Origin of the sequence: Hydrogenophaga bisanensis (assembly GCF_042665135.1) — a bacterium.
Taxonomy (GTDB): Bacteria; Pseudomonadota; Gammaproteobacteria; order Burkholderiales; family Burkholderiaceae_C; genus Hydrogenophaga; species Hydrogenophaga bisanensis.
Genome location: NZ_JBHTBX010000001.1, coordinates 271,892 through 298,293 on the forward strand (window position 1 = coordinate 271,892; position 26,402 = coordinate 298,293).

The 26,402-nt window shown below is 55.3% G+C and carries 17 protein-coding genes and 1 tRNA gene; 11 read left to right on the top strand and 7 right to left on the bottom strand.

From position 1 onward, the window contains the following. The 11 genes from ACFQNJ_RS01300 (at position 1) to ACFQNJ_RS01350 (ending at position 18,919) form a co-directional block, all read left to right on the top strand. Entirely contained in the window at positions 1 to 294 is a 294-nt protein-coding gene (locus ACFQNJ_RS01300) for a hypothetical protein (RefSeq protein WP_382253230.1), read from the top strand. Further along, a complete protein-coding gene (locus ACFQNJ_RS01305) occupies positions 291 to 3,707 on the top strand; it encodes a DEAD/DEAH box helicase family protein (protein WP_382253231.1) in 3,417 nt (1,138 codons plus the stop codon). The genes ACFQNJ_RS01300 and ACFQNJ_RS01305 overlap by 4 nt, the downstream gene beginning before the upstream one ends. A 105-nt stretch (positions 3,708 to 3,812) precedes the next feature. After that, positions 3,813 to 4,070, top strand: a complete 258-nt coding sequence (locus tag ACFQNJ_RS01310; protein WP_382253233.1) for a hypothetical protein — start codon at positions 3,813 to 3,815, stop codon at positions 4,068 to 4,070. 317 nt (positions 4,071 to 4,387) lie between these two features. After that, entirely contained in the window at positions 4,388 to 9,907 is a 5,520-nt protein-coding gene (locus ACFQNJ_RS01315) for a DUF4011 domain-containing protein (RefSeq protein WP_382253235.1), read from the top strand. 351 nt (positions 9,908 to 10,258) lie between these two features. Next, positions 10,259 to 10,555 (top strand): hypothetical protein, encoded by a 297-nt coding sequence (locus tag ACFQNJ_RS01320; protein WP_382253236.1) that lies wholly within the window; start codon positions 10,259 to 10,261, stop codon positions 10,553 to 10,555. Between the two features lie 20 nt (positions 10,556 to 10,575). Further along, entirely contained in the window at positions 10,576 to 11,103 is a 528-nt protein-coding gene (locus ACFQNJ_RS01325) for an HD domain-containing protein (RefSeq protein WP_382253626.1), read from the top strand. Between the two features lie 12 nt (positions 11,104 to 11,115). Beyond that, positions 11,116 to 12,201 carry a hypothetical protein gene (locus tag ACFQNJ_RS01330; RefSeq protein WP_382253238.1) on the top strand — a complete coding sequence of 362 codons (1,086 nt, stop codon included), beginning with the start codon at positions 11,116 to 11,118 and terminating at the stop codon, positions 12,199 to 12,201. 1,797 nt (positions 12,202 to 13,998) lie between these two features. After that, entirely contained in the window at positions 13,999 to 14,967 is a 969-nt protein-coding gene (locus ACFQNJ_RS01335; protein WP_382253240.1) for a DUF932 domain-containing protein, read from the top strand. Between the two features lie 182 nt (positions 14,968 to 15,149). Beyond that, positions 15,150 to 16,235 (top strand): YqaJ viral recombinase family nuclease, encoded by a 1,086-nt coding sequence (locus ACFQNJ_RS01340; RefSeq protein ID WP_382253242.1) that lies wholly within the window; start codon positions 15,150 to 15,152, stop codon positions 16,233 to 16,235. A gap of 136 nt (positions 16,236 to 16,371) precedes the next feature. Beyond that, positions 16,372 to 17,307 carry a recombination directionality factor gene (locus ACFQNJ_RS01345; protein ID WP_382253244.1) on the top strand — a complete coding sequence of 312 codons (936 nt, stop codon included), beginning with the start codon at positions 16,372 to 16,374 and terminating at the stop codon, positions 17,305 to 17,307. 457 nt (positions 17,308 to 17,764) lie between these two features. Beyond that, positions 17,765 to 18,919, top strand: coding sequence for a hypothetical protein (locus ACFQNJ_RS01350; protein WP_382253245.1), 1,155 nt, complete (start codon positions 17,765 to 17,767; stop codon positions 18,917 to 18,919). Positions 18,920 to 19,156: 237 nt separating this feature from the next. Here ACFQNJ_RS01350 and ACFQNJ_RS01355 read toward each other — a convergent pair whose 3' ends face one another. The 7 genes from ACFQNJ_RS01355 to ACFQNJ_RS01385 form a co-directional block, all read right to left on the bottom strand. Next, positions 19,157 to 20,602, bottom strand: a complete 1,446-nt coding sequence (locus ACFQNJ_RS01355; RefSeq protein ID WP_382253247.1) for a YfjI family protein — start codon at positions 20,600 to 20,602, stop codon at positions 19,157 to 19,159. Next, a complete protein-coding gene (locus tag ACFQNJ_RS01360; RefSeq protein ID WP_382253249.1) occupies positions 20,599 to 20,853 on the bottom strand; it encodes a hypothetical protein in 255 nt (84 codons plus the stop codon). The genes ACFQNJ_RS01355 and ACFQNJ_RS01360 overlap by 4 nt, the downstream gene beginning before the upstream one ends. A 330-nt stretch (positions 20,854 to 21,183) precedes the next feature. Beyond that, a complete protein-coding gene (locus tag ACFQNJ_RS01365) occupies positions 21,184 to 21,504 on the bottom strand; it encodes a helix-turn-helix transcriptional regulator (protein ID WP_382253627.1) in 321 nt (106 codons plus the stop codon). Positions 21,505 to 22,348: 844 nt separating this feature from the next. Further along, positions 22,349 to 23,266: a hypothetical protein gene (locus tag ACFQNJ_RS01370; protein WP_382253250.1), complete on the bottom strand. Its 918-nt coding sequence runs from the start codon at positions 23,264 to 23,266 to the stop codon at positions 22,349 to 22,351. Positions 23,267 to 23,471: 205 nt separating this feature from the next. Further along, on the bottom strand, positions 23,472 to 24,689 hold the full coding sequence (locus ACFQNJ_RS01375) for a tyrosine-type recombinase/integrase (RefSeq protein WP_382253252.1): 1,218 nt from the start codon (positions 24,687 to 24,689) through the stop codon (positions 23,472 to 23,474). Positions 24,690 to 24,886: 197 nt separating this feature from the next. Further along, positions 24,887 to 24,979: transfer RNA gene (locus ACFQNJ_RS01380), tRNA-Ser, on the bottom strand. Between the two features lie 68 nt (positions 24,980 to 25,047). Continuing rightward, positions 25,048 to 26,328, bottom strand: a complete 1,281-nt coding sequence (locus ACFQNJ_RS01385; protein WP_374639020.1) for an aspartate kinase — start codon at positions 26,326 to 26,328, stop codon at positions 25,048 to 25,050. Positions 26,329 to 26,402 lie beyond the last annotated feature (74 nt).

The window sequence follows — 26,402 nt, forward strand, 5'->3', positions numbered from 1 at the left end:
ATGCAGCAGCAGAACATCCCCATCGGCAAGGGCTACGAGACCGGCGAAATCAACGAAATCGCTAACATGGTCTTCATCACCGGCCAGACCAATCGGCGCATCAGCAACAAAGAGGCTGTGAACTACCTGCGCGAGGTGGTGGCCAAGCAGGGGGAGGAAGCCCTGCAGAGCCATTGCGTGCCCGTCGACGAGACCTTGTGGAGCACCGACCGCTACCGCGACTTCCTCAAACTGCGGCGAGAAGCGCTGGCACACAGAATGAATGCGTTCATCAGGGAGAAATCAGGCACATGAGCAACTTCGCCTTCCTTCAGTCCGAATGGTCCCCGCTTTTCGAAGCCGCCACCAAGGCTGAGGGACTGGCGAACGCCGATGCCCGCGCAGCCTGCTTTTACACGCGCCGCACGCTGGAGCTGGCGGTTGCATGGATGTACGCGCACGACACCTCTCTGCGACGCCCCTATCAGGACAACCTGAGCGCCTTCATCCATGAGCCCAGCTTCAAGGCCACGATAGGTGACGCACTGTTCACCAAGGCCCGGCTCATCAAGGACCTTGGGAATCTCGCCGTCCACAGCACACGCAAGGTAGCCCCGACCGATGCGGTCAACGCCATCCGGGAGCTGTTCCATTTTTGTTTCTGGCTCGCTCGCACCTATGGTCGCACCCAGCGCCCCGCGCCGGGCCTGGGTTTTTCCGTCAGCTTGCTGCCAGTGGCGACGGTTGTTGCGCGGCAATCTGCTGAACAGCTGCAGAAGCTGGAAAGCAGCCTCAAGGAACGCGACGAAAAGCTGGCCGCGGCCTTGAAGGACAAGGCGGCCCTGTCAGATGAGCTCAAGAAGCTCCAGGAAGAAGTCGCCGCCGCCAAGAAGGCCAGCGCAGCGATACCCGACACCCACGACTACTCCGAGGCCGAGACCCGCAAGGCGTTCATTGATGTACTGCTCAAGGAAGCGGGCTGGAACCTGAATCCGGCGGTGAACTTCGAAGTGGAAGTCACGGGCATGCCCAACAACGAGGGCAAGGGCTATGTCGACTATGTGCTCTGGGGAGACGACGGCAAGCCACTGGCCTTGATAGAAGCTAAGCGCACAACCAAAAGTCCAAGCGTCGGGCAACAGCAGGCGAAGCTCTATGCCGACTGCCTGGAGCAGAGGTACGGCCAGCGCCCAGTCATCTTCTATTCCAACGGCTACGAGCATTGGCTGTGGGACGACACCGCTTACCCGCCGCGTTCGGTGCAGGGCTTCTATAAGAAGGACGAGCTGGAACTGGCCGTCCAACGGCGCAGTAGCCGTAAGAGTCCAGCCGAGGTGGTGATTGATTCGTCCATCGTGGAGCGTTATTACCAGACACGCGCTGTGCGCAAGGTTGGCCATCATTTCGAAGTTGACCGCCAGCGCCGCGCGTTGTTGGTGATGGCCACAGGCTCGGGTAAGACCCGTACGGTCATCGCACTGGTTAAGGTGCTCATGGAGAGCAACTGGGCCAAGCGAGTATTGTTTCTCGCAGACCGAGTGGCCTTGGTTAACCAGGCGGTTAACGCCTTCAAGACTCACCTGCCCGATGCATCACCGGTGAATCTGGTCACCGACAAGCACACCGACGGCCGAGTGTTTGTCTCTACCTATCCCACCATGATGGGTTTGATTGACGATGTAGCGAGTGGGCAGCGCCGTTTCGGTGTGGGCCACTTTGACCTTATCGTCATCGATGAAGCGCACCGTTCTGTCTACCAGAAGTACGGGGCCATCTTCAATTACTTCGACTCGCTCTTGGTCGGCTTGACCGCGACACCGAAAGACGAAATCGACCACAACACTTATGGCCTGTTCGGTCTAGAAGACGGTGTGCCGACCGACGCTTATGGCTTGGACGACGCTGTGGCAGATGGCCACCTGGTCCCGCCGGTGGCCATCTCGGTGCCGCTGAAGTTTCAGCGCGAGGGCATCCGATATGCCGACCTGTCCGAGGAAGAAAAAGCCCAGTGGGACGAGCTGGAGTGGGATGACGAAGGCAACGTGCCCGACGAGGTGAACGCCGAGGCCATGAACAAGTGGCTCTTCAACGAAGACACAGTGGACAAGGTGCTGGCCACCCTGATGGTGCACGGCCAGAAGGTGGCCGGTGGCGACCGGCTGGGCAAGACCATCATCTTCGCGAAGAACAACTCCCACGCCGACTACATCGCTCAACGGTTCGACGCCAACTACCCCCACTACAAAGGTGCATTTGCTCGGGTGGTGACCTACAAGACGGAGTACGCCCAGAGTTTGATTGACGACTTCTCTAAGCCAGAGAAGGCGCCACACCTCGCCATTTCGGTGGACATGCTGGACACAGGCATCGACGTGCCGGAAGTGGTGAACCTGGTGTTCTTCAAGGTGGTGCGCAGCAAGACCAAGTTCTGGCAGATGGTCGGGCGCGGCACGCGTTTGAGGCCAGACCTGTTCGGGCCTGGCGAAAACAAGAAGAACTTTTTCATCTTCGACTACTGTCAGAACCTTGAGTTCTTCAGCCAGAACGCGGACTTCAAAGAAGGGCCTGGGTCAGAACCACTGAGCACACGCGTGTTCAAGGCACGCCTGGAGATGGTGGCCGAGCTGGATGCCCGGATATCCGACGGCTCCACGCCCGACAAGCCTGCAGGTGACGTGGCGCCCAAGCCATGGGACACGAGCCTCACGCTAAAGGACGTCCGGGAAGCAACCGCTGGTCTGCTGCATGAGCAAGTGGCCGCGATGAATCTAGACAACTTCATTGTTCGGCCAAAGCGGCAATATGTGGAGCGCTACGCCAAAGCGGATGCTTGGCAATCGCTATCTGCCGAAGCCAAGCATGAGCTGGAAACACAGATTGCGGGTTTGCCCACGGCGTTGGTCGATGATGACGAAGAGGCAAAGCGCTTTGACATGTTGATGCTGCGCATCCAGTTGTCGGTGCTGCAGGCCGGAGCTGACTTCGCCAGCCTCAAAGACAAAGCACAGAAGATTGCCAGCGCCCTCGAAGAGCAGATGGCCATCCCCGCCATCAAGTCGGAGATGGTGCTGATACAGGCGGTAGCCAGTGACGAGTGGTGGGAGGACATCACGGTGCCTATGCTGGAATTGGTCCGAAGGCGGCTGCGTGCACTGGTCAAGCTCATCCCCAAAGGGCAGAAATGGGTCGTCTACACGGACTTTGAAGACGCCATTGGCGAGTTGACCCCTATCGACCTGCCCCAAGTGACTGCCGGTCTGAACATGGCCAAGTTCAAGGAAAAGGCGAGGGTGTTCCTGAAGGAGCACGAATCGCATCTGGCCCTGCAGCGCTTGCGACGCAACCAGCCTTTGACGGCTATGGACCTGGGTGAACTGGAGAAGATGCTGCTGCAGGCGGGCGGAAACCAAGCGCTGATTGCGGAGGCCAAGGAAAAGAGTAAAGGGCTCGGCCTGTTCATTCGCTCCCTGGTCGGCCTGGACCGTGAAGCAGCCATGCATGCGTTCAGCGAGTTCTTGCAAGGCAGCACTGCTACCGCCAACCAAGTGGAATTCATCAACCTCATCGTTGAGGAACTGATTCAGACCGGAGTGATGGAGCCAGGGCGCTTGTTCGAGTCCCCGTTCACGGATGTCAGCGCACACGGACCTTTGGGGGTGTTTCCACCGGCAAAGGTGACAGCGATTGTTCAGGTTTTGGTAGACATTCGTGAACGTGCGGTGGCCTAGTATTTTTCAAGAAGTTCAAATCTGGTTTCCCCCCTCAACAATATTGAATCTCACAACCAATCCAGGCATTGAAGTAACTATTCTCAAACCAAACAGGAGCACATCATGAGTACACCAAAATCCACTTCGGGCGACTATGTCATCAGCGTCACCTCGATTACATCCGCCCCTCCAAAGCTAGTGACCTTCAAGGACAGAAGGCCTGTTGTTGCATTGGCATTGGTCACAACATCATCCTCCATCAGCTTCGGAGGGATGCAGCAACAAAAAATTATCCCAATCACAGAAACTGAAATTGGATGGGACCTGCTAGGAAAAGAGTTTGACGAAGTAGAGGACGGGGTTCAATTCGATGACGAATGAAGTATCCACCGACCTAAACCACCCCTAGCTGGACAGCTGCCAGGCCTGTAAAACCATGCAAGTCTCTTGTGTCTACGCAAGAGCAGCGTACTGTACAAGCTTGACGCCTGATGCACCTCAAGCATCAGGCGTCAAGGGTTTTTATTTTTCCCTAGCCGTTTTGTCTTTCACCGAGCGAGAGGTTCTATGAAATTTACAGCAGGTCAACTCACACTTAATGCCTCCAAGGCAATTTGAAACTGCAACTGATGTATCGTTAAAACGTGGTTTCCACCAGCTAACGCATAGAACAACTCAAAAATGAAAGCGCCGACTAAATGTCAGGGATTCTAGAAACCGAAAAATCCGTTGAGCAGATAGAGCCCTCAGGTCTCTTCTCAGGCAAAGTACCTATTGAGGTAGCACTCAACGAGTTGCGCCTGCGTTTGCTTGATATGACCGGACGAAATCGTTTGGTCAATTTCAAGCACAGCCCTGGTAAGTCTCTGCAGTTTGTGCACAGCACCATCGACGGTGCATTCAAGCGGCTTGTTGACCAGGGCAACCGAGTCGCCATCACTCCGCTGCCTGACCCTGAGAGAAGTGAATGGGTCCATAAGAATGGTCGGCTTGCCAGGCCCGAACCAAAGGAGTGGGCCAACCGCCTCGGGATATCAACAAGCTATTTGCTGACAGAGCCTAAAGCCGGGACAGAGCGACTAGCCCATCCCATCAGCGCGACAGACTTGCGGACCCTCTATTTCCCTGAAGACCTGGGCAAGCACTGCCGTAAGCTTGAACGTGAGGCCAAGCTGGCCATCGAGGAAACTGGCGCCAACATGCTCTACTTGGTAGCAGGTTTTCTGGAGTATCCGGAGAAGCCCGCCAGCGAGAAGCTGTACCAGGCTCCGCTGCTTTGCGTACCGGTGGTGATGTCCAAGGTGGACGAAGGGCAGTATTCCAACTTCTACCTGAGTTATACGGGAGAAGAGCTATCGGACAACTTGTCACTGCGGGAGAAGCTCAGGCGGGACTTTGGTTTCAACCTACCAGAGTTCGACCCAGAGGGAGATGAGTCCGCGGAGGCTTACCTCAAGCGAGTCGCCAAGGCCGTGGAACGTCAGCCCGGGTGGAGCGTCAAGCCGATGCTTTCACTGACACTGCTGTCGTTCACGAACATGCTTCTGGTCCGTGATTTAGACCCTAGCAAGTGGCAGCAAGAGGGACTTTTCAACTCACTGCTAGAGCATCCACTGGTCAAGCAAGTGTTTGAAGGTAAGCCCTCCAATGGGGATACTCAGTACGCGAGCGAATACCCTATTGACGAGCACCCCAAGGGCGACTTGCCTCTTATCTTTGACGCCGACAGTTCGCAGCACAGTGCTCTCATAGATGTCATTGAAGGCCACAGTCGCGTCATCGAGGGGCCTCCAGGCACAGGCAAATCTCAGACCATCACAAACCTGATAGCGGCAGCTATACAGGCTGGGAAGAAGGTCCTGTTTGTTGCCGAGAAACTGGCTGCACTGGAAGTCGTGAAGTCTCGACTAAACCAAGCAGGCCTGTCCCCATTCATCCTAGAACTGCACAGTAACAAGACGAACAAGAAGCGTGTGCTGGAGGACATTGCCGCCCGACTAAGCATGCGCGTCGCACAGGCGAACGAACTCCCTGACCTTCTTGCACGTCATGAAGAGAAGCGAAAGGAACTCAAGGCCTACGCAGACCTGATAAACACCAAGGTCGGAAACGAACTGGACCTCACGCTACACCAAGTGATGTGGCGTGCAGAGAGACATCGCCTACAGGCAGGACCGTCTGCAGAAGCAGTGCAGGAGTTGGACTACTTTGCTGCCCCACGGACGAGTCAAATTCAGTTTGCAGACATATGTGACCGCCTTCGGCAGCTCGCCACACAACTTGGTTTGATTGGGTCCTACGGACCAGAGAGCCCGCTTTGGGGGTTCTTTCCTAAAGAGCTTTCTCCAGAGCAAGACTTAGCGGTTCAACGTGTCCTTAGAGAGTACGCAAGCCGATTCAAGACTTTCTCCGAAGCTATCAAGGCTGCCTCTGACCTCTTGGGCGGTGGACAACTCAACATGAGTGCAAAAGGGGCAGAGAACCTGCTGACTGTCCTCGACAACATCGCCCCAGCCAGAGCAGAGGAAGTCGACTTCGGCAGTCTGCCAAGACTGTTCCCAGGCGATGACCCGACGGGGCACAGGAGTCTGGCTACCTTGCAGAGCATTCAGACTCAGCTTTCTCAGATAGCTGACCTAAACAAGCAAATTACCCTGTGTCTTTTCAAGGCTCAGCCAGTCGATGTCAACACGCTAGAGTCAGCCAAACAGCGCGTCGAGGAAGCAAGAATTTTTGGTCTGGAGGAAGCGTTGTGGCCCAGCCTTGAGCACACGCACAAACGCTTCTCGGAAGCAGCCAGGGCGGCTGAAGACGCTCTTAGAAAGCTGCGTCAAGCAGCCTCAGCTGCCGGGATTCCGCTTACTGAGCAAGTCAGTGAAATCGCCGCGCTAAAAATTGCTGCGGAAGTTGCTAACGATGCCCCTTTAGAGGCGCTGAACTTCCGACATGCTGGGCTTGACCTGCCGACTGCGGTAAGCAAACTCAAGTACGCCATCTCCAAGAGCGAACTGCTTGAGACTACAAGAAGCCGAGCAGACTCTCTGATGTACTTGGATGCTATGCCCTCAGAGTCTGAGCTTTCTGAGGCCATCCGCACATTCCGCGAAGGTGACGCGTGGTATCGCATTTTTCAAAGTAGATGGCGTAAAGCCAAGCGGTTGCACAAGATTCTGTCCCGCAACAAGGGCGGCAGGACAGGTGCTGATTGCTTGAAGGACCTCGAACTTCTGGTTCAGCTCCAAACCATCAAGAGTGAACTCCAGGGCGACCACTCTTTAAAAGAGGTTTCTGGTAGCTGGTTTGAGGTTGAGAAAACTCCCTTTGGTGGCCTGCTTCAAGTCGCAGAGTGGCTTGCACGTTCTCGCGTCAGTCTTGAAGCAGCCAACGTGCGCCCGGTGGTTTTTGACCCACTGACAGCAAAGCGTTCAGTGCTTGAGTCGCTTAGAACCGGAGCACCTGAAATATTCCAGTGTGTTTCATTGCTTGATAGGCTGCACTCCTCAGCAAGCGAGACATTAAAGAACGCTCAACCCCGTGTTCTTAAGAGCGCGGACTCCCCAGCGTGGACTCTTCGCATTGAGACCTGGGAACACGCCGCAAAAGTGGCGTTGGCTGGGTACAGCTTCGCCAAGGAAAACCTGCGGAGTGGTATCTCGCTAAAGCAAGGTTTGCGTGCACTGGAGGCCAGTCAAACTGTCCCCAAACTAGAAGCCGAACTTGAGGCAAACGAAGGCGCTAAATCGCTGATTGGCTCTTGCTTCCGTGGCTCTCAGACAGACCTGGAGCCGCTTCTCGCCGCCCACACCTACGGCTCTCTCGTGAAGAAAGCAGGGCTGCCCAAAGTCATCGAGAAGGTCCTGATTTCTGAGCAATGTGTTGAGAACTACGCTTTTCTAAAGCAGTACACAGAATGCATCGACCAGGGTTGGCAGGACAGCATCGACTTTGGAACAGCGATGGCTTCCTTCGCAAAGTTCGAACCAGCATTGTGGGTAGACCCTACGAACAAGGCCAGTTCTGTCTATGCAGCGGAGCTAGCTGACAAGACACAAAAGGCAGCCGACAGTCTCGGTGGGTTACTTGGTTGGGTCCAGTACGTTGCGGCTCGTGAGCAAGCACTAATGTTGGGCTTGGACGGTTTCGTGCAACAACTCGAACGTGGTGCCGTCTCGCCAGACAAGCTCGTGCACGCGTTCACCTATCGCTTCTATGCAGCAATCGCGAAGAATGTGTTCGATAGGGTCCCAGCGCTAAAACAGTTCAGTGGTGCTCGCCATACCTCTGTGCGTAGAGAGTTTGCAGAGCTAGACAAGAAAATCATCGAGCTCAGAGGCCTGCAAGTTGCACGAGCATGTAGAGAGCGCAGTCGTCCGCCCGCTGGCCAGCATGGAGTGCGCGTCGATGACAAGACGGAAATGAAGCTGCTTGAACATTTGATTCCGCAGCAGCGTCCACGTGTGCCTGTCAGACAAATGATGCGAAGAGCCGGCAAGGCCATCCAGGAGCTCAAACCCTGTTTCATGATGGGCCCTCAGGCGGTGGCCCAGTTCCTTGAGCCAGGGCGCTTCCACTTCGACATCGTTGTGATGGACGAAGCTTCTCAGCTCAAGCCTGAACAGGCTATCGGTGCCATTGCGCGTGGGTCCCAACTCGTTGTAGTTGGTGACCCCAAACAGCTGCCGCCAACGTCATTCTTCTCCCGTATGTCGGTGGTTGACAGCGAGGGCGAAAGTGAGGGCATGGGGCAACTGGCCACCTCTGATGCAGAGAGCATCTTGGACGTATGCATTTCACACTTCCAACCTGTTCGTACGCTACGGTGGCACTATCGGTCGAGGCATGAGTCACTCATCGCGTTCTCTAACCACCACTTCTATCGTGGCAACCTTGTAGTGTTTCCTTCACCCTTTCCTAAGGGGAAGGCTTTGGGTCTTAGCTACCACTACGTAAAGGAAGGGGTTTACGAGAACCAGATGAATCATGCAGAGGCCCGACGGATTGTTGACGCTGCCGTAGACCACATTCTTAACAGAGCCGAAGATTCTCTGGGTATTGTGACGCTAAACGTCAAGCAGCGAGACCTCGTCGCAGAGCTGCTTGAAGAGCGACTACGCAACGTCCCACAAGCGGCTCGTTTCAAGGAGACATGGGAAGCCGAGGGCATGGGACTGTTCGTCAAGAATCTGGAGAACGTGCAGGGCGACGAACGTGACTGCATCTTGATATCCACGACTTTCGGCAAGGCCAAAGACACCGAGGTCGTACGCCAAAACTTCGGCCCTATCAGTCGCGAAGGCGGGTGGCGAAGGCTTAACGTGCTCTTCACAAGAGCGCGTAAAGCTGTCGCGGTGTACAGCTCGATGCGCCCTGAAGACATTGTTTCGGATAGTCGGACACCAGAAGGCTCTCGTGCTTTACGCAACTACCTTGAGTTCGCTCGTGATGGGGTACTGCCAGTTGACAAGCACACGGGACTCCCTCCAGATAGTGACTTTGAAATTGCAGTCATGGATGTGCTTCGCAGCAAGGGCTATGAAGTGACGCCCCAGCTTGGCGTCGCAGGCTTCCGAATCGACCTTGCCGTTCGCCATCCTCGTTACTTGTCCGGATATCTTGCGGCGGTCGAGTGTGATGGTGCTTCTTATCACTCAGGTGTTTCGGTCAGAGACAGAGACCGCATCAGGCAAGAGATTCTTGAGAGCCTTGGCTGGAGGGACAAGATTTGGCGCATTTGGTCAACCGACTGGTTCCGCAATCCACTTGCCGAGACTCATCGCATGCTTCAGTTTCTTAAGGAGCTGGAGGCTAAATCTCTTGATGAATCTGTGACTGAAGACACTTCCGTCCTCAGTGCTCACGAAGCCGTGTCAAAACCCGCAGGAGCTACTGAGACTGTGGCTCCCTCACCTAACCAAACAGAGCTTCTTTTTAAAGAAGCTGGATCCGACACACTGGTTTTCGATGAGGACGAAGAGGACCTTGAAATCGAGATAGGAGATTTGGTGACTTTTGCATATGAAGAGTCACCTGAACAAGATGTTCGTGTACGGGTCACTGCGCGACAAACCGACCTCGGAACGGGACTGGTCGCCCACAACACTCCATTGGGAGAGGTCCTCATGGGTGCCACCGTGGGAGAGACTGTTGTGCTCAGAGTACCAGGACGCGCCCCACAGACATTCGTTATCAAGGCTATTAAGAGAGAAGGTGCAACATAGGTCGCTGAAAAACGCAGACCTTACGAAGTACTCGCTTGATGGAGATATTTACTTTGAGTAGGCCAGCGAGTGGGGCTATCTTGTCACAGCGTTCTATGAATAATCAGTGTACGGTCCATTTTGACGGTACGGGTTTGCCACTCGTCCAAACCCTGGTCTTTTCTGAGTCGGTCCGTCGATAGCAAGGAGATCACATACGAGAGCCCTTCCCCACCCAACCTGTGACATCCCACGGTCGCTGTGTGGCAGCCTGCTCTCCAGATCAACTCATGGGGTTCTGCCATTCTGGCTTGACCTTGCCGTCCTCGTCGAAGAAGCCTCCGGACTCGCGCCGGCGCTGGAAGTGGCTCTGTGTTGCTCTACGGAATGGAGTCGCCGGCACGCTGGGCGTTTCGGGTCGAATCCACAGCCGTCGATCTGCTCGAAGAGGAGGACGATGTGGAATTAATCGAGCGACCGTGGGTGGTGACATGGCGCGCCGCCCTCAAGCAACTTGACATGTACCCAAGGACGCAGCTGGCGCCGCTGAGCGTTCACCCGGATTTCAGAACCCGGGTAATGAAGGCTCTGCAGACTCGCCAGGAAAAGGGAGTTCCAGTGGGCTGGAACCAGTGGAGTGAGGCCCTCAAGATCGACATTGATTTCTAACGAAAGGACCAAGCATGAGCATTGCAGCCATAGTGAAAGCCGCGCAGTTCGCCTCAGAAAAGCACAAGAACCAGCGGCGTAAAGATGCCGATGCATCTCCGTACATCAACCACCCCCTGGCTCTTGCCAATGTACTGGCCACGGAGGGCGGCATTGACAACCCTGATGTGATCTGTGCGGCGCTGCTGCACGACACCATCGAGGACACCAACACCACCGCAGATGAACTCTCAACCCACTTCGGATCGAAGGTCGCTTCTATCGTGCTCGAGGTGACCGATGACAAGAGCTTGGACAAGGCGGTTCGAAAAGAGGAGCAGGTTCGGCACGCGCCACACATTTCTCCCGAAGCCAAGCTGGTCAAGCTCGCCGACAAGATTTGCAACCTGCGGGATATCCTTGCATCGCCACCGGCAGATTGGGGTGCTGATCGAAAGCGAGCGTACTTTGACTGGGCAGCCCGTGTGGTCAACGGCCTGCGTGGGGTAGATCCAGGACTGGAACGCACGTTCGACGACCTGCTGAAGCGCCAGGCTGATTTGGCCTGACGGCAGACCGCCATGCGTATTGAGCAGAACATCGTCGCAGCTTGGGCTGAGCAGTTGGCAGAAAAGCTGAATCAAGACGTTATTGACGCCCTGCAGAAAATGGATTCTGCCGAGATGCTGTCCGGCGATTCAGGACTGAAGAACGTCTGGGAAGAGGTCTGCGTGCAGGTGCAAGGCGAGCAGTCTTTCTTTTGGGACACCTATGTCGAAACGATGGAGAGCCTGTTGGCAGGCCATACCGAATCGTTAACTCCAGCTGCGCGCATGGCATTGTGGGCGGTGACCAATCCAGGATGGGACTACATCGCAGATCACCACGCTGATGAAGAAAGTGCGGCAGAGGTTCCGGTGGACATGGATGCCATCATCGACATGTTGAAGGACAAACTGTTGGCTACTGCGGCTGACTTCTCCAATCAAAGAATCGAACGGTTTCTTGCTCGTCATGAGGATGGCTACGACGAACTGGACGAAGAAGACGAAGACGAAGACGAAGACGAAGACGAAGACGCCAGCCTAGACGATGGTTCCGAGCCCACAGGCGAAACTGCTGCTACCCGCCAAGCTGCGATTGGCTCTGAGGGCTGGTTCTTTGATTTGCGACCAGGCATCACGGACCCAGTCTTCTTTATCATCACGCGCCAACAAGTTGAGGCTGAGGATACGCAGAGCTCGCTGGACTTTCTCCGATCTCTGGTGCCCACCGACAACCCTCAGCGTATCTGGTCCAACAAAGGGCGACTGTCGTTGAGGATCAGTGGGTATGACGCGGATCCGCGTGAGTTATTCGAGATCCCCGAAGTCAGACGTTACCTGCGGTCCATTGACGAGCATTGGCCGTTCTGGTTGTTCTTTCTCAATCAGGTGGATGAGTCGATCATGTTGGTGGCAGCCTGTTTGTCTTCGACAGTGGAAGTCGCGCCTGGCTTGGCACACATTGACCCGGCGGGCTTGCAACGATTTATGGAGCGAGCGTTCTCCGCTGTGAACTTCATTTTTCAGAGCTGCGGCTTTCCGGAGTCAGAAAACGAGGCGCTGTCGAGGAACGTAGAGCAGTTGTTCTCGAACAGCTTGGCTGATCCGTCCCGAGATGGCTAGGAATAGCATTTGCCAAGTGTGGCACAGCCCGGTGCATCGGTAGACTCCGTGACACCCTCGCATGGCATAGACGCCAACCGCGTCCGCAAGCAGCGTCGCCTATCGATGTGGTCCGAGATTGAAGCTACAAGTCCGACGTTTGTGCCGGGTACCTTGCCCGCGCTCAGCAGAACACCGACTACAGACATCGGTGTCAACTTGTGCCGTGGCGACATAACTATCTCGTCGATTTGGCCAAAGTGCGCGTCCAAGCCCTGAGCAGCATGGTTGCGTGAGTTACTCAACTCAATCGCATCGCCGCCCTGCGGCTAGCCACCAAGGCCCTGGACGTACGTGCCGAAACAAACACTACTCTGTCAAGCGTGGTGACTCTCTTGAGTGCTGTCCACCTGGGCTACCGGGGGGGGTAGATGCCTACTTGACCAGCGTGCACATCGTGCACCGGGGCAAGGGCCGACTAACTCAGCAGGCCCAATGCTATGAGTGATTTACATATATCTGTAAACACTCACAAATCATCCACACCAGCATTGGAGCCAATCATGCCAGCCAGTATCCCAGTCCAAATCGAGCAAAAGCACTTCCGAAGCATCAACCAAGCTCGCCTCTACTTCCGGGACATCCTGCACAAGTACGTTCCTGGACAGCAAGTCAACGAAGATGATCGGGAGGAAGTCATAAACCTCATGATGGGCAGTTCCTTCCCATACCCGATAGCAAGTACACCAAACATCTGTGTCGTCAAAAGTCGCTATGGGCGAACCTGCTTTTCGAGCCTTGGGAAAGACAAAGTACCGCACAACGTTTCCATCATGCACTCATTGAGGGAGTGCGTAAAAAACACCCCTCACCAGCCCACCAAACACACTGCTTGATTCAAAAAAATCTCAGGCATATATCACGACCATGAACCAACCCAGGCCACTTCCGTGGCAACTCTTTCCCGATGTTTTCACCCACAGGCCCCGAAAGGGGCCTTTCATTTTCCTCATCCGATTTCCCCCAACCTCCCCCTGAACAAGGAGTTCATCACCATGCAAGACGTCCCATCCCCACTGGATCACCTAACTGCTTTTGTTTTGGTCTTTGCCCTGGGCGCAATCTCGGCTTATCTGTGGAACGCCAGCCTGTGCATGCTCAGGGCCGCACCCGACGCCTCACCACCGGCCCGACATGCAGCTAGCGCAGATGAGCATCAGGACACGTAACCCGTCCATCACCCATGCGTACGTTCTCGCATCCCTCCATGCACCCGGACACCTCCTGTCCCCTCTGCCACTCACCTGATACAGCCCCCCGGTACATCGCCCGACGTGTCGGCGGTGCACTGGGGGCTATGGCCGGCGCGACATCAGGAGCGATCTCAGGCGGCCTTGGCGGCGCCTTCGCATCGGACGCGGACAGTAGTGGCTGGCAGGTCGCGCAAACCGTGGCAGGCGCCCTGATCGGAGCACTGGTCAGCTGCACCTCGGGCTGCCACATCGGGGCATCACTGGGTCAGGCATTGGATGACACCGTGTTCCAACGCTGGTCTTGCCATTCCTGCGGTTTCAGCTTCGGTATAGGCAGCCGCTCGCAACTTGACCATCCCGATCCTCAACGTGACGGGTGGTCTGGCATGGACGATGAACCCTCGATCTCTCCCGAGATGTAAGCACTTCACCACCCTTGGCTTTCCGCGCCGTTCTCGTCACCACTCTCGACCCACCACAGGCCTCTTTGGAGGTCTTTTTCGTTTCTGGGCCTAGCTGCCCTGCTTCCTCTTAACCCCCTCCCTTTCAGAAAGGATTTTTCCTCATGGCTCACCAAATTCACTCCATGGCCTACTCCGGCGAGGCCCCCTGGCACGAACTGGGCAACCAGTTGCCACCCAAGCAATCTATCGACGTCTGGGCTGAGAAAGCCGGCATGAACTGGTCCATCTGCCAGACCCCCGTGCGCTACATGGCGCAAGAGGTCGGCACTCTGGGTTCAATCATGTCCTTCGATGAGCAGAAGGTGCTGTACCGCAGCGATACCAAAACACCGCTGTCTGTGGTCAGCGACCGGTATCAAGTGGTCCAGCCAAAAGAAGTGCTCGAGTTCTACCGCGATCTCACAGAAGTGTCCGGCTTCGAGCTGGAGACGGCCGGTGTTCTCAAAGGCGGCCGCAAGTTCTGGGCTCTGGCTCGCACGGGCAAGGAAACCGTGCTCAAGGGCAATGACCTGGTCAAAGGCTATTTGCTGCTGGCCACATCGTGCGACGGAACGCTGGCGACCACCGCCACCCCCACCTCGGTGCGTGTGGTGTGCAACAACACACTGGCGGTCGCACTCAATGGTGCAGCCCAGGCGATCAAGGTACCGCACAGCACCAGCTTCGATGCCCAGGCTGTCAAGCAGCAGTTGGGTGTCGCCGTGACGCAGTGGGACAGCTTCATGTATCAGATGAAGACGCTGGCCGAACGCAAGGTCAAGACACACGAGTCGATGAACTACTTCCTCAAAGTGCTGTGCCAACCCGATCAGAAAACCGACGCGAACGCACGCCTGACCAATGAGCGTGCTCTGAAGAAGGTGCAAGCCCTCTTCGAGGGGAATGGGCGCGGAGCGGAGATGTCGGCTTCACAAAACACGGCCTGGGGAATGCTGTGCGCCGTGACGGAGTACATCGATCACGAGCGTCGAGCGCGCAATGCCGAGTACCGGCTTGACAGTGCCTGGTTCGGTCATGGTGCAGCCATCAAGCAGCGAGCACTTGACCAGGCGCTGCAACTGGTGAGGTGAATCCGCCCATCTGCGTAAATCGGCGTCATAGAGCCCCATCCGGCAAGTCAGCACCGGATGGGGAGTTCTCGTTCACTGGCCCGAAAGGGCTTTTTTCCTTTTCTGGGTTTCCTTTTGTCAGTCCCTGACATCTCGTGCACACGGCTGTGCCGGATTCAATTTCACTCTGGAGGATCTCTCTCATGTCTGTACCCGCCCCCAAAATTCGCCCTGCCCGTGCAAGGCCTGCCCTCAAGCTTGTCAAAACCCAGCAACTCCCAAGGGAAGAATGGCTTCAGGTTCGCCAACAAGGTATCGGCAGCTCCGACGCCGCTGCAGCGGTCGGGCTCCATCCGTACAAATCACCTCTTCAGCTATGGCTTGAAAAAACAGGCCGGGTCACCTCGGGCACCAAGCAAGCCGATTCGAGCCATGCAAAACCCAGTCTCAGCGAGATGCCTGAAGACGGTCCGCTGTACTGGGGCACCCTTCTTGAACCGCTGGTAGCAGCGCACTACACCAAGCGAACAGGCCACCGGGTGCGACGTGTCAACGCGGTCCTGCAACACCCGGACAAACCTTGGATGCTGGCCAACATCGATCGAGAAGTCATCGGTGCATCAGACGCTCAGATCCTTGAGTGCAAAACAGCCGGCATTCAAGGATCGCGTATGTGGAGTGACGGTGTTCCCGAGTATGTCCAGTTGCAGGTGCTTCATCAGTTGGCCGTGACAGGCAAGCAAGCAGCCGATGTGGCCGTCTTGCTTGGAGGCCAGGAGGTACAGATCCACCGCATCCACCGCAACGAAGACATGATCTGTCATCTGATGGAACTGGAAGAAGCCTTCTGGCGCTACGTACAAAAAGATTGCCCACCTCCTGCGGATGGATCGGGGTCATCGGCCAAAGCATTGCTGTCGATGTTTCCTACCGATCAGGGAACCACACTGGATCTGTCCGACGATCTGGTGATGTCTGCCCTTTTCTCCGATTACCTCGATGTCCGACAGCAACTGGAGCGATTCGTGGCACAGGAAGCGCAGCTTCGACAGAGTCTGCAGCAGCGCATGGGTGATTCGACTCGTTTGCTCTTCGGGCAAGGCAGCGTGACCTGGAAGAAGGTGAAGGATACACAGGTGATCGATGGCGAGAGCCTGGCCCGAGATCACCCGAATCTGGTGGAAAGCTACCGCAAGCCTAAGGCTGGCGGGCGGCGGTTCTCAGTGCAGGTGCGCGAAATCGGTACTACTGATGCCAACCATGACGAAGCGCCTATGCCGGCAAGCTGAAGCCTTCACGACGCTGCACCAGTAGCACTTCACACAACTTGACCCCGGACCTTCACAGTGAAGGCCGGGGTTTTTTCTTGATTCACCAGATGGGCCATGACAACGCTTCCGGCCCATCACCCAGGAGAAATCCACCATGCTCAAAGGATTAGCCTTAACCCCTCCCGTCATCGGCCGCATCAGCATCGGTCGTGTCGTTGAACGCGACGGTAAGCGCCTTCCCGAAAAGGACGATGGTTTCACCATCACCACGCAGATTCAGAGCAAGGACGGCTGGATCAAACACCCATTGGATGCCAGCCTGCGAAAGAGCCCGGATCAGAAACTGCGCAGCATTCCGGTGCGCTTGTTGTTTGACGATCCTGACCTAAGTTTCCGAGCCAACTACACGATGTTTGACCGAAGCAGCGGACGTCCATTGTGCGTGGGAGATGGACAGAACTGCCGGCGAGCCACTTCTGCAGGCTTTCAAACCCTGCCCTGCCCCACACCGATGAGTTGCACCATCGGGATCGAAGGGCACTGCAAGCCCTACGGCCGCCTGCATGTGCGCATCGGCGGTGACGATGAACTCGGCTGCTTTGTGTTCCGCACCACCGGGTTCAACAGCATCCGCACCCTGATGACACGCCTGCGGTACTTCCAGGCGGTCTCGGGCGACAAGCTCTCGTGCATGCGACTGGAGCTCAAGCTCAGAGGCAAGAGCACCGCGCTCTCGCACCGGGCACCGATCTACTACGTTGATCTGACCATCCCCCAGGGCTCAACCCTCGCTGACATCGTGCGCGAAGCCTGCGAAGAACAGGAGCGGCGGATCGACAGCGGCCTGCGCCAGGACCTGCTCGAGCAGGCTGCCCAAGAGGGCCTGGCGTTGGGCGCGTTCGAAGAGTCGGACGAAGAAGGTCTGGCGGTGGTGGAAGAGTTCTATCCGCAAGACGGCGGATCGGACCCGCTCGGGTCAGGGTCGAGCGCCTCGGGAGAACAGACCTCCGCACCGCATCGGAAAGAAAACCACGCCCTGGCGGCCAAACTGCGCCAGCGCAATCAGATGGTCAATGCAAAGCCTGAGTGATCCAGCATGCGATCGCTGTTCACCGCGTGATCCAGCACCTTTCCTTTGACCATGACCGCAGAAGCTCACCTCGATCAGGTGGGCTTCTGCACATGGTCGGGGATATTTTTTTCTCAACGCACACCTGCTGAAATCAATCAGACCGTCAATGGTATGCGTCACAAGTCTGCACATGCCTGAACACAAGAAATCCTCCAGAAACAAGCATCAATCCAAACAATCTTCCTTTGCAAGCAGGCACACATGAATCACAATATTATTGCATTGAATGAAATAAACAATAGAAAGAATAACAACAAAGAACAGACACTCAACAAAAACAAGAAAGAAACAAAGACAACACACCCATCTTGACTCAGGAAAGAATTTCCTCATCCATGAATACCATGAAACCAATCACGAACCACATATCAAAACAACAACACAGAGAATACCCATGCCAAACAAGAAAGACATCATGCAAACCTACGTCAACCTGGAAGCAGATCACCACATCGAATTTTCCACCAAGAAACGTCAAAAAATCATCACGATTCATGATTGCGATCTTCCTGCATCGGCACTATCAAATGCAGAAACCATCATAGACGATATCAAATCATCCAACGATCTGGCCTTTAATGAAGAACAACTCTTGAACAATCATCTGAAGATCGAAAACAAGAAGCTGGCAAACCACTACCACGCAATCAATCGATGCTTTCATGCATACTCGCAGAAGTACGTTTACAGCCCGAAAGTGGCTGTGTTCTATGAAGCATGTAAAAAGCTCAATCTCGACCCTGAGTGGATGAGCTTTGACAGACCGCTGGATATCTGCCTACCTGATGGAAAAACAACCTATGCACACCTCTTCAACGAATTCATCAAGATCATCCGGCACATGTGCAAGGCAGGAGAGTTCAGACGAGGACTGCAGAGGCATGAACGCAATGTGTTGAGAAGGAAAGCAAGAGCAATAAACTGGGAGAAGATGCTCTTTGAGTGGAAATCAAGGCACCTGATCCTGTCCCTGACGCTCAGTTACAAAGAGGTATTCAGATCAGAGATCACGCTCGATAACGTTCAACACCATCTCAAACGCTTGCTGAACAACAGGAAAAGCAACACGCTTCTGAAGGGTATTGAGGGATATGTTTGGAAGATCGAGGAAGGAGAAAAGACGGGACTACACATCCATATCCTGATCGCCTATAGTACGACCACGAGTCATGATATCTATATCGCAGACAAGATCGGTGAGTATTGGGAAGCAATGATTACCGACGGAATGGGTCAGTACTGGAACAGCAACAGGTCAAAGATCAAACAGAAGCAGTTGGGGCATGGTAATGGTGTCGGTCAGATCAACCACCATGACACAGAAAAACGTGAGGCCTTGAGAAAGAATCTTGCATACCTGATGAAATCAGATCAATATCTAAAGCAAAAGAACTGCACCAAGACCCGTGTAGTAGCGATGAGTCGAATACCAGAGAAGCCAAGTGCAGGCAGGCCTCGTGTTCGTGAAGCGTCAGCCAAGCATAGCCATGAACGAACTATAAATAATCATATAGACCATGATTTGATCAAGGTAGACTGCACTCAGAGCCACCAAATGGATGCAAGTTGAGCATCCCATCAAGCACCAAGAGACCACGGTATTCATAAAAGTCCATATGGTGGACTGGAAACAATGGGAAACAAAAAACCCCCAGACCCACCACCGGACACAAGGTCCAGAGGGAGTTGGGGGCGTCAAGGCATGTGATTCCTGCGATTAATCGCAGAAATCACACCCGGATTGGAGTATAGGCCCCATGATTCTCGAGGCCTAGCCTAGATGAGCTACGATGACTGGCTCGGAGACTCATTGATTTTGGTACATGAGTGAGGGTTGCTGCATCACAGGTTGCATCTGATAGGGATTTTTCCAGATGAACACCTTGTGCTTTTCATCGCGGCAAAGTCCGACCTTACCTTCCCTTATCAACGCGGCGAGCGCAGGCTCAAAGCGCTCGCTGCCTCTCACAGGTCCGCGCCTGAGGATCTCATTTTTCGGAACATACAGCATGCCGGAACTCCAGTGCGCACGGTGCAAATACTCGTCGAGAGCTTTGCTGTCATTGATCCACGCCGGTGGAGGTGGAGGCGGAACAAACATCGCTCGATAACCGTTCGCGTAGTACTCGACAAAAGTTCGAGCACGCTCCACAGTGTCAGCAGTGATCTTCCCCGGCTGGTTACCGATGACATGAAAGAGAGCAGCGATGCGAGCGATATGCTCCGACGCCTTGGAGAGGAAGTCAGAGATGACGTGTCCGCTGTTCATGGGCCGCATCTGAACTTCGTAGCTGTTACCAATATCGAGCCAGCGCTGCGCAGCATCTGCATCGAACTCCAAGAGGACCTCATCTGAGCGCGACTCTTCCCGAGCATCACCCTGAAGCAAGATTTCTCTGATCCTGTCATGGAATGCATCGAGCCGATGCCTGGCTGGCACACTTGCGTCTCGCCATCGGTACCCTTGTTGCGACTGAGGTGCACTCACCAAGCATCGCGCCATGAAGCCCGATCCGCGCAAGGAGGTGTTGGAACGCTTGTCCATGAACTCCTGCAGGACACTGGGCTGCACCATGACCGACATCGTCAGTCGTGGATCTTGAGCATCGAACCTCACTCCATTGGCGCGTTCCAACTGAAGGACACTGCCACTCCAAGCAGAGTTGAACACCCCCACCTTTTCCTGGAACCTGTCATTGAAGATGATCTTGCCCTCATCGCAGATGATCCCCAGCGATCGGCCTGAGCCATCCAAGGCTTCAAGTACCGCACGCTCCGAGATGTCTTTTTTCAAGAACGTGGGGCACTTTGGCCTCGTTGGCTCCGTCTCGTAGTGCCGCTGCAAGCGTTCCATTGCGTCCGCGTCTTCGGCATCGTTGGCCATCAGCAAGCGCTTCTTGTTCGCCCAAATTGCGTGCTGAGCTCGATAGTGTTTCTGCTGTACATCGTGTTGCTCCCGCGCAGATGCTTCGTGTTCACGAATCGGCTTCAACGCCTGTTCGTCGGCTGGTGACTTACCATCACCGCTCAAGGCTACGGTCAGCAGGTACAGGCCAACCGGGCGCGCACTTTGGGTGGAAGGCAACACCACCTTGACGCTGCGCTGAATCGCCACCGACATGGCCGTAAGAACAGACACTCCAGCCAAGCCATTTGGGACCTTCGCCAGGTTGGCAATGTCCTCAACGGCACCTCGGGCGATGTCTGGCAACGCAGTGATCGGGTACGGATCGAAGGGATCGGTATACATCATGCGGCACCTCCACCAGATCGATTGTCCTGAGCCTCTTTGAGCAAGATCTTGAACGTCCCGGCACTCAGCGTAAGCCCGAACTGTGCGAGGATGCTCAACACTTGTTTTTGCGGGACACGTCGTGCCATCGCACCTTCGATCATGGGAAGCAACTTCGCAAAGGCCTCCTTCCTCAGAGTGCTCTTCGTTGGAACGGCCTGTTCAAGGGCTTTCTGCGCACCTTCGAAGTCGATTTGGGTTAGATCGCTCATGCTGCACCTCCCTTCTTGAGGCCGTACTGCCACGCCTCAACATCCTCTCTTGCCAATTTAATTTCGAGCTCCAAGTCAAGATCTTTGACAGGGCAAAGGAAGAAACGATCGTTCGCGCTCTTTATCGCATCACTCTCTGCCACAGACAGAAGGCAATGCGAGATTGGACATGGCAACGTGATCGGACGCTGATCACGGCGCATACCCTGACAGACAAGTGACGTAATGGACATTGCAGCACTCCTACCCACGGGGCGTGGAGCGAGAATGTTCCGCTCGACATTCAGAACTTGCATCACATGTAGATATGCTGCAAAAGAGTAGGAAGATTCAAACACGGCGCACCTCCCACTTCCTTTCAGCACTCGCGCAATCGGTTCTTGCAGTTGCGACTGCAGAGGTCTGAGTGCTTTGTGCGCGGCCTCTTGATGTCTGGACCCGAGCTTCAATCCAAGCCTGAACTTCAGACTCGAGAAAACCGACAGCACCACGCTTACCAGGGCAAGCACTCAGGTTGAAAGGCTGCGGAAAGGTGTGGTCGTAGCTCGCAGATCGGGGATTGAGCCTGTTATAGATGGACGAACGACAAAGGCCCGTCAGTGCGATCAACTGCTTCAAACGCAGTATCTTCAGGGGTGATGAGTTAAGCATTATTGGCTCCAAATGAATTTGAGAAGCCAAGTCTGCACAGTCCTAGCAACAAAGAAAAGAGAACACCCTTCTGGTTTTGATAACTCTATTCCATCAAGCGTTGAGAGCGAAGCATTTTATTAATTAAGGATAAGAAGGTGCAAACCAGAGGAATCAAGCTCGCATGGAACGCCTGAGGCTACGAAATCACTGACGCCCAAGGGCATCGCCTGAGGGGACTACTGTCCAGAAAAGCGGGTGATCCGTTTTGAAGCGCGTGGATATCCTCGTACTCGTCAACGGCGTAGCATGGGTGCTGCATTCGGAAGCCGGACGGACCGACCAGTCTGAGCGTCATGGCAGTACAAGACGGTGCACAGGCACTTCTCCCATTGGACCGCGACAGGAATCTGGGAGCAAGTGTTTGCCATGCAAGCAAAGGACCAGGGTAACGCATACCTGCTGATCGATAGCAGCATCGTTCAAGCGCATCAACCAGCCGTCAAAACCAACGGGGGCCATGACTGCAGTTCTGGAGCGTTCCCTAGGTGTGTTGAGTGCAAAGATTCACAGGGTCATTCCTTGAAACTGACCCTCACGGCAGGACAAGTGAACGACATCACTTGTCTGCAAGGCTTTTCACCTACGCACGCTCTAGCAGACAAGGGCGGCAAGAGCCGTACCTTGGTTGCGTTTGTGAAAGTTTGTGGCTCAAAGCCTGTTACTCTGGCGACTGCATAAAACAAGCCCTTCGACGTTAAGCACTCCCGTAAGCGCAACGCCATCGAACGATGCTTTTGACGTTACAAACAACGCCGGCACATCACCACTCGTCAAGACCGTATGTACGCCAACATTTTAGCCTTCAACTGGCAGGCGGACGTCCTTTTGGCACGTTTTCCGGACGAATTAACGTCGCGGCATGCTTGGCCAGTGTTTGGGGCATTTGATAATTTCTAACCAGCCAATCCCTAATTTCATCCTGCTTTGGCCTTTTTGCACCATTTCTATCCGCAACCCCAAAATCAGTCCAAAACTCTCTAGATGCTTCAATCATGCCAATTAGAAATTTTGAATGACAAGACTCCACATTCTGAAAATTGCCCTCACGCAAGAGATCTCTTAAATACTGAACCTCCTCCGCTGGAACAAATAGTGAATTTTTGCCCACCGTCACACCTGACTTCTGGCCGTTGCGCAAAAAGGACCAACAACCCCAGTCCTTCAACCAGTCTTCTCGCCTGGCATTCAGGCTGAACTCAAGGTTCTGATTCAGCGGCTCTTTTGCCTCAGGAGTGTCGGATTTCAGAGGGATGGATGACAGGCCACGCGTTGGACTTAATGACATCGCGATCTTCACATCCAAAAGATCTACCTCGTCCTTGAAGTGAAGATCAAAGCATGCTTCTGATGGGAAAACCAGAAAATCCGGCTGATTATGTTTTTCAACTTCTTCGACGCTTCCAACATATCTAGCAACCTTACGCACCTCGACGCCTGCTGGGCGATGAAATATCAGGAAGGTTATTCTATGATGAGCAAACTCGATCAACTCGTCATCAGAAATCCCCAACTCTTTAGCAGCATCATTCAACGGAACCAGCCAGCGACGATAACTTTTAACAAAAACATCACTAGCAAGCTCTTTATCAGAATGATCCTTCTTTCTGAGAGCATCAAAGAAATGATGCCCCTTCACAGTTTCTGGAGTAGGATTGCTTTCCAACTTCGACATCAGCTCCGAAAAGGGGATCTTTTCACCACTATGGGATTTACTGTTCATTGTAGATCCAATTGCTTAAAACACGAATATCAAAATTAACACTGCTAGACTAACGCAATCGCAAGTTACAACATGCAATGATTTTGCATAATCCAGATTTACTTAGATACTTCATCACCTAAATGCAGCGCACCTTAAGTCTTCTGTAACCTGGTCGTACCTGAAGTGAATCTCATGCTTTGTGAGTAGCTGAAATAAGTGATTTCTATCCCACACGCTTCGGCAGTGCAATCACGTCTGCGCCCCTACGTATCTTGTCTAAATGATCGGCCCAGGCGACCATCATGGCGCGGCGCGGCTCCAGGTAGGTGGCGTGGTTGTAGGCAGCGGCCACCTGGTTGCGCTCGCTATGAGCCAGTTGCAGTTCTATCAGGTGGTGCGGATGGCCGTGCTCGTGCAGGATGGTCGACGCGACTCCCCTGAAGCCGTGGCCTGTCATACGACCTTTGTAGCCCATCCGGGCCAGCGCCATCAAGATGGTGTTGTTACTCATGGGCTTGCTGTGATCGCGCTCGCCCGGGAACAGCAACTGCTTGTGCCCCGAAAGGGTCTGCAGAGCCTGCAATACCTCCACCGCCTGGGGTGCGAGGGGCACGATGTGCGGAGTGCGCATCTTCATGCGCTCGGCCGGGATTCGCCATTCGGCCGCCGTCAGGTCGATCTCCTCCCAGCGGGCACCGATCAGCTCGCCCGTGCGCACGAAGGTGTAAGCCATCAGCTTCATTGCAAGACGCGTGTAGGGTGCGCCGGGGTATGCCTCAATCTTGCGCAGCAGCTCGGGCATCTCTTTCGCGTCTAGGCGGGCATAGTTTTCTTTGGCGCGGGGCTTGAGGGCGTCAGACGGACGCACGTCGGCCGACGGATTTCGCTCGATCAGACCATGGGCCACGGCATAACGCAGGATCTGAGCGCAGGTCTGCAAGGCCCGCTTGGCCATGTCGAGGGCGCCGCGGGCCTCGATGGCCTTAGCCATTGCCAGCAATTGCGGTGCGGTGATGCTGGCAATGGGCCTTGCACCCAGCTTGGGGAACACGTCTGCCTCTAGACGGCGGATCACGTAGTCGGCGTGGCGTGGGCTGCGGGGGCCTTTCCAGTGCGCCCACCATTGGCGGGCCACCACCTCAAAGGAGTCATCCGTTGCTACCAGGGCGGCTACCTTGTCGGCCTTGCGCAGCTCCATGGGATCGGAGCCCTGGGCCAGCAACTGGCGAGCATTGTCACGGGCCTGGCGAGCCTGCGCCAGCGTTACGCCCGGGTACTGCCCCAGAGGCATCAGCTTCTCCTTGCCAAGGTGGCGGTATTTCCAGCGCCACAGCTTGGAGCCTGTGGGGTTCACCAACAGATACAGCCCATGGCTATCGCTGAGCTTGACGGGCTTAGGGCCTGGCTTGGCCTGTCGGGCGGCAGTGTCGGTCAGTGGCATGGTTTCTCCCCTGGCGGGCGGAAAAACACGATACCCCCAACCCGCCGCGCCGATACCCCCGAAAATACCCCCGCAGATTGCTGGCTGTCAATGAACCCCTCTGGACACCCATGTAAAGAAAAAAGCCCGCTTCCTAGGGGAAAGCGGGCTTTTCAGGTTGTCTTTTGGACTTCGGTGGAAGTCTTCGGACAGGTAGTTGGCGGAGTGAGAGGGATTCGAACCCTCGATGAGGCTCTACACCCCATACTCCCTTAGCAGGGGAGCACCTTCGGCCACTCGGTCATCACTCCGGAACTGCATATTATGCCTCAACTTTTTGGCCGTTTGAGCAGCCGCTTCGGCAAATGTGCAACCCGTCTCAGCGGGCGATGGTGTCGGCCGTTTGATCGAGGTCGAACTCGCGGTGCAGGGCGCGCACCGCCAGTTCCATGTACTTCTCGTCGATCACGACCGAGGTCTTGATCTCCGAGGTGGAAATCATCTGGATGTTGATGCCTTCATCACTCAGGCACTTGAACATCCGGCTGGCCACACCCACGTGGCTGCGCATGCCGATGCCGACGATGGACACCTTGCAGATACGGCTGTCACCCACCACGTCGGCAGCCCCCAGAGCCGGTACCACCTTGCCCTTGAGCAGGTCCACCGTTTTCTGGAAATCGTTGCGGTGAACCGTGAACGAGAAGTCGGTCTTGCCATCCTTGGAGAGGTTCTGGATGATCACATCCACCTCGATGTTGGCCTCGGCCACGGCACCCAGGATCTGGTAGGCAATGCCCGGCTTGTCGGGCACACCCAGCACGGAAACCTTCGCTTCGTCGCGGTTGAAGGCAATGCCGGAAACAACGGCTCGTTCCATATCAGCGTCTTCCTCAAAAGTGATCAGGGTGCCAGAAGTGGCCTCTTCGTTCAAATCGATGTCCCAGGGCGTGAAGCTCGACAGGACGCGCAGCGGTACCTTGTACTTGCCGGCAAACTCCACCGAGCGGATCTGCAGCACCTTCGAACCCATGCTGGCCATTTCCAGCATCTCTTCAAAGCTCACACGCTCCAGGCGACGTGCTTCGGGCACCACGCGCGGGTCGGTCGTATAGACGCCGTCCACGTCGGTGTAAATCAGGCACTCGTTGGCCTTGAGGGCGGCGGCCACGGCCACAGCCGAAGTATCGGAACCACCGCGACCCAGCGTGGTGATGTTGCCGCCATCGTCAATGCCCTGGAAGCCGGTGATGATCACCACCTTGCCGGCATCCAGATCGGCGCGCACGCGGGCGTCGTCGATCGACTCGATACGCGCCTTGGTGTAGGCATCGTTGGTCTTGATCGGCACCTGCCAGCCGGCGTAGCTCACCGCATCCAGGCCTTCGGCCTGCAGGGCAATGGCCAGCAACGCGGACGAGGCCTGCTCGCCGGTAGACGCCAGCATGTCCAGTTCGCGGCCGTAGGCCTTGCCCGGTTTCTCGGGCGCCACTTCCTTGGCCAGGGCCAGCAGACGGTTGGTCTCACCGCTCATGGCGCTGGGGACCACCACCATCTGGTGGCCGGCCTTGTGCCACTTGGCCACGCGACGGGCCACATTGCGGATGCGCTCGGTCGACCCCATCGAGGTGCCGCCGTACTTGTGAACAATCAATGCCATCGGAATGGTCGCGACGCGGGCCGCGAGGAGAAACGGTTGGAAATGGGTGTCTGACCGCTCGCCGGGATCGGGCA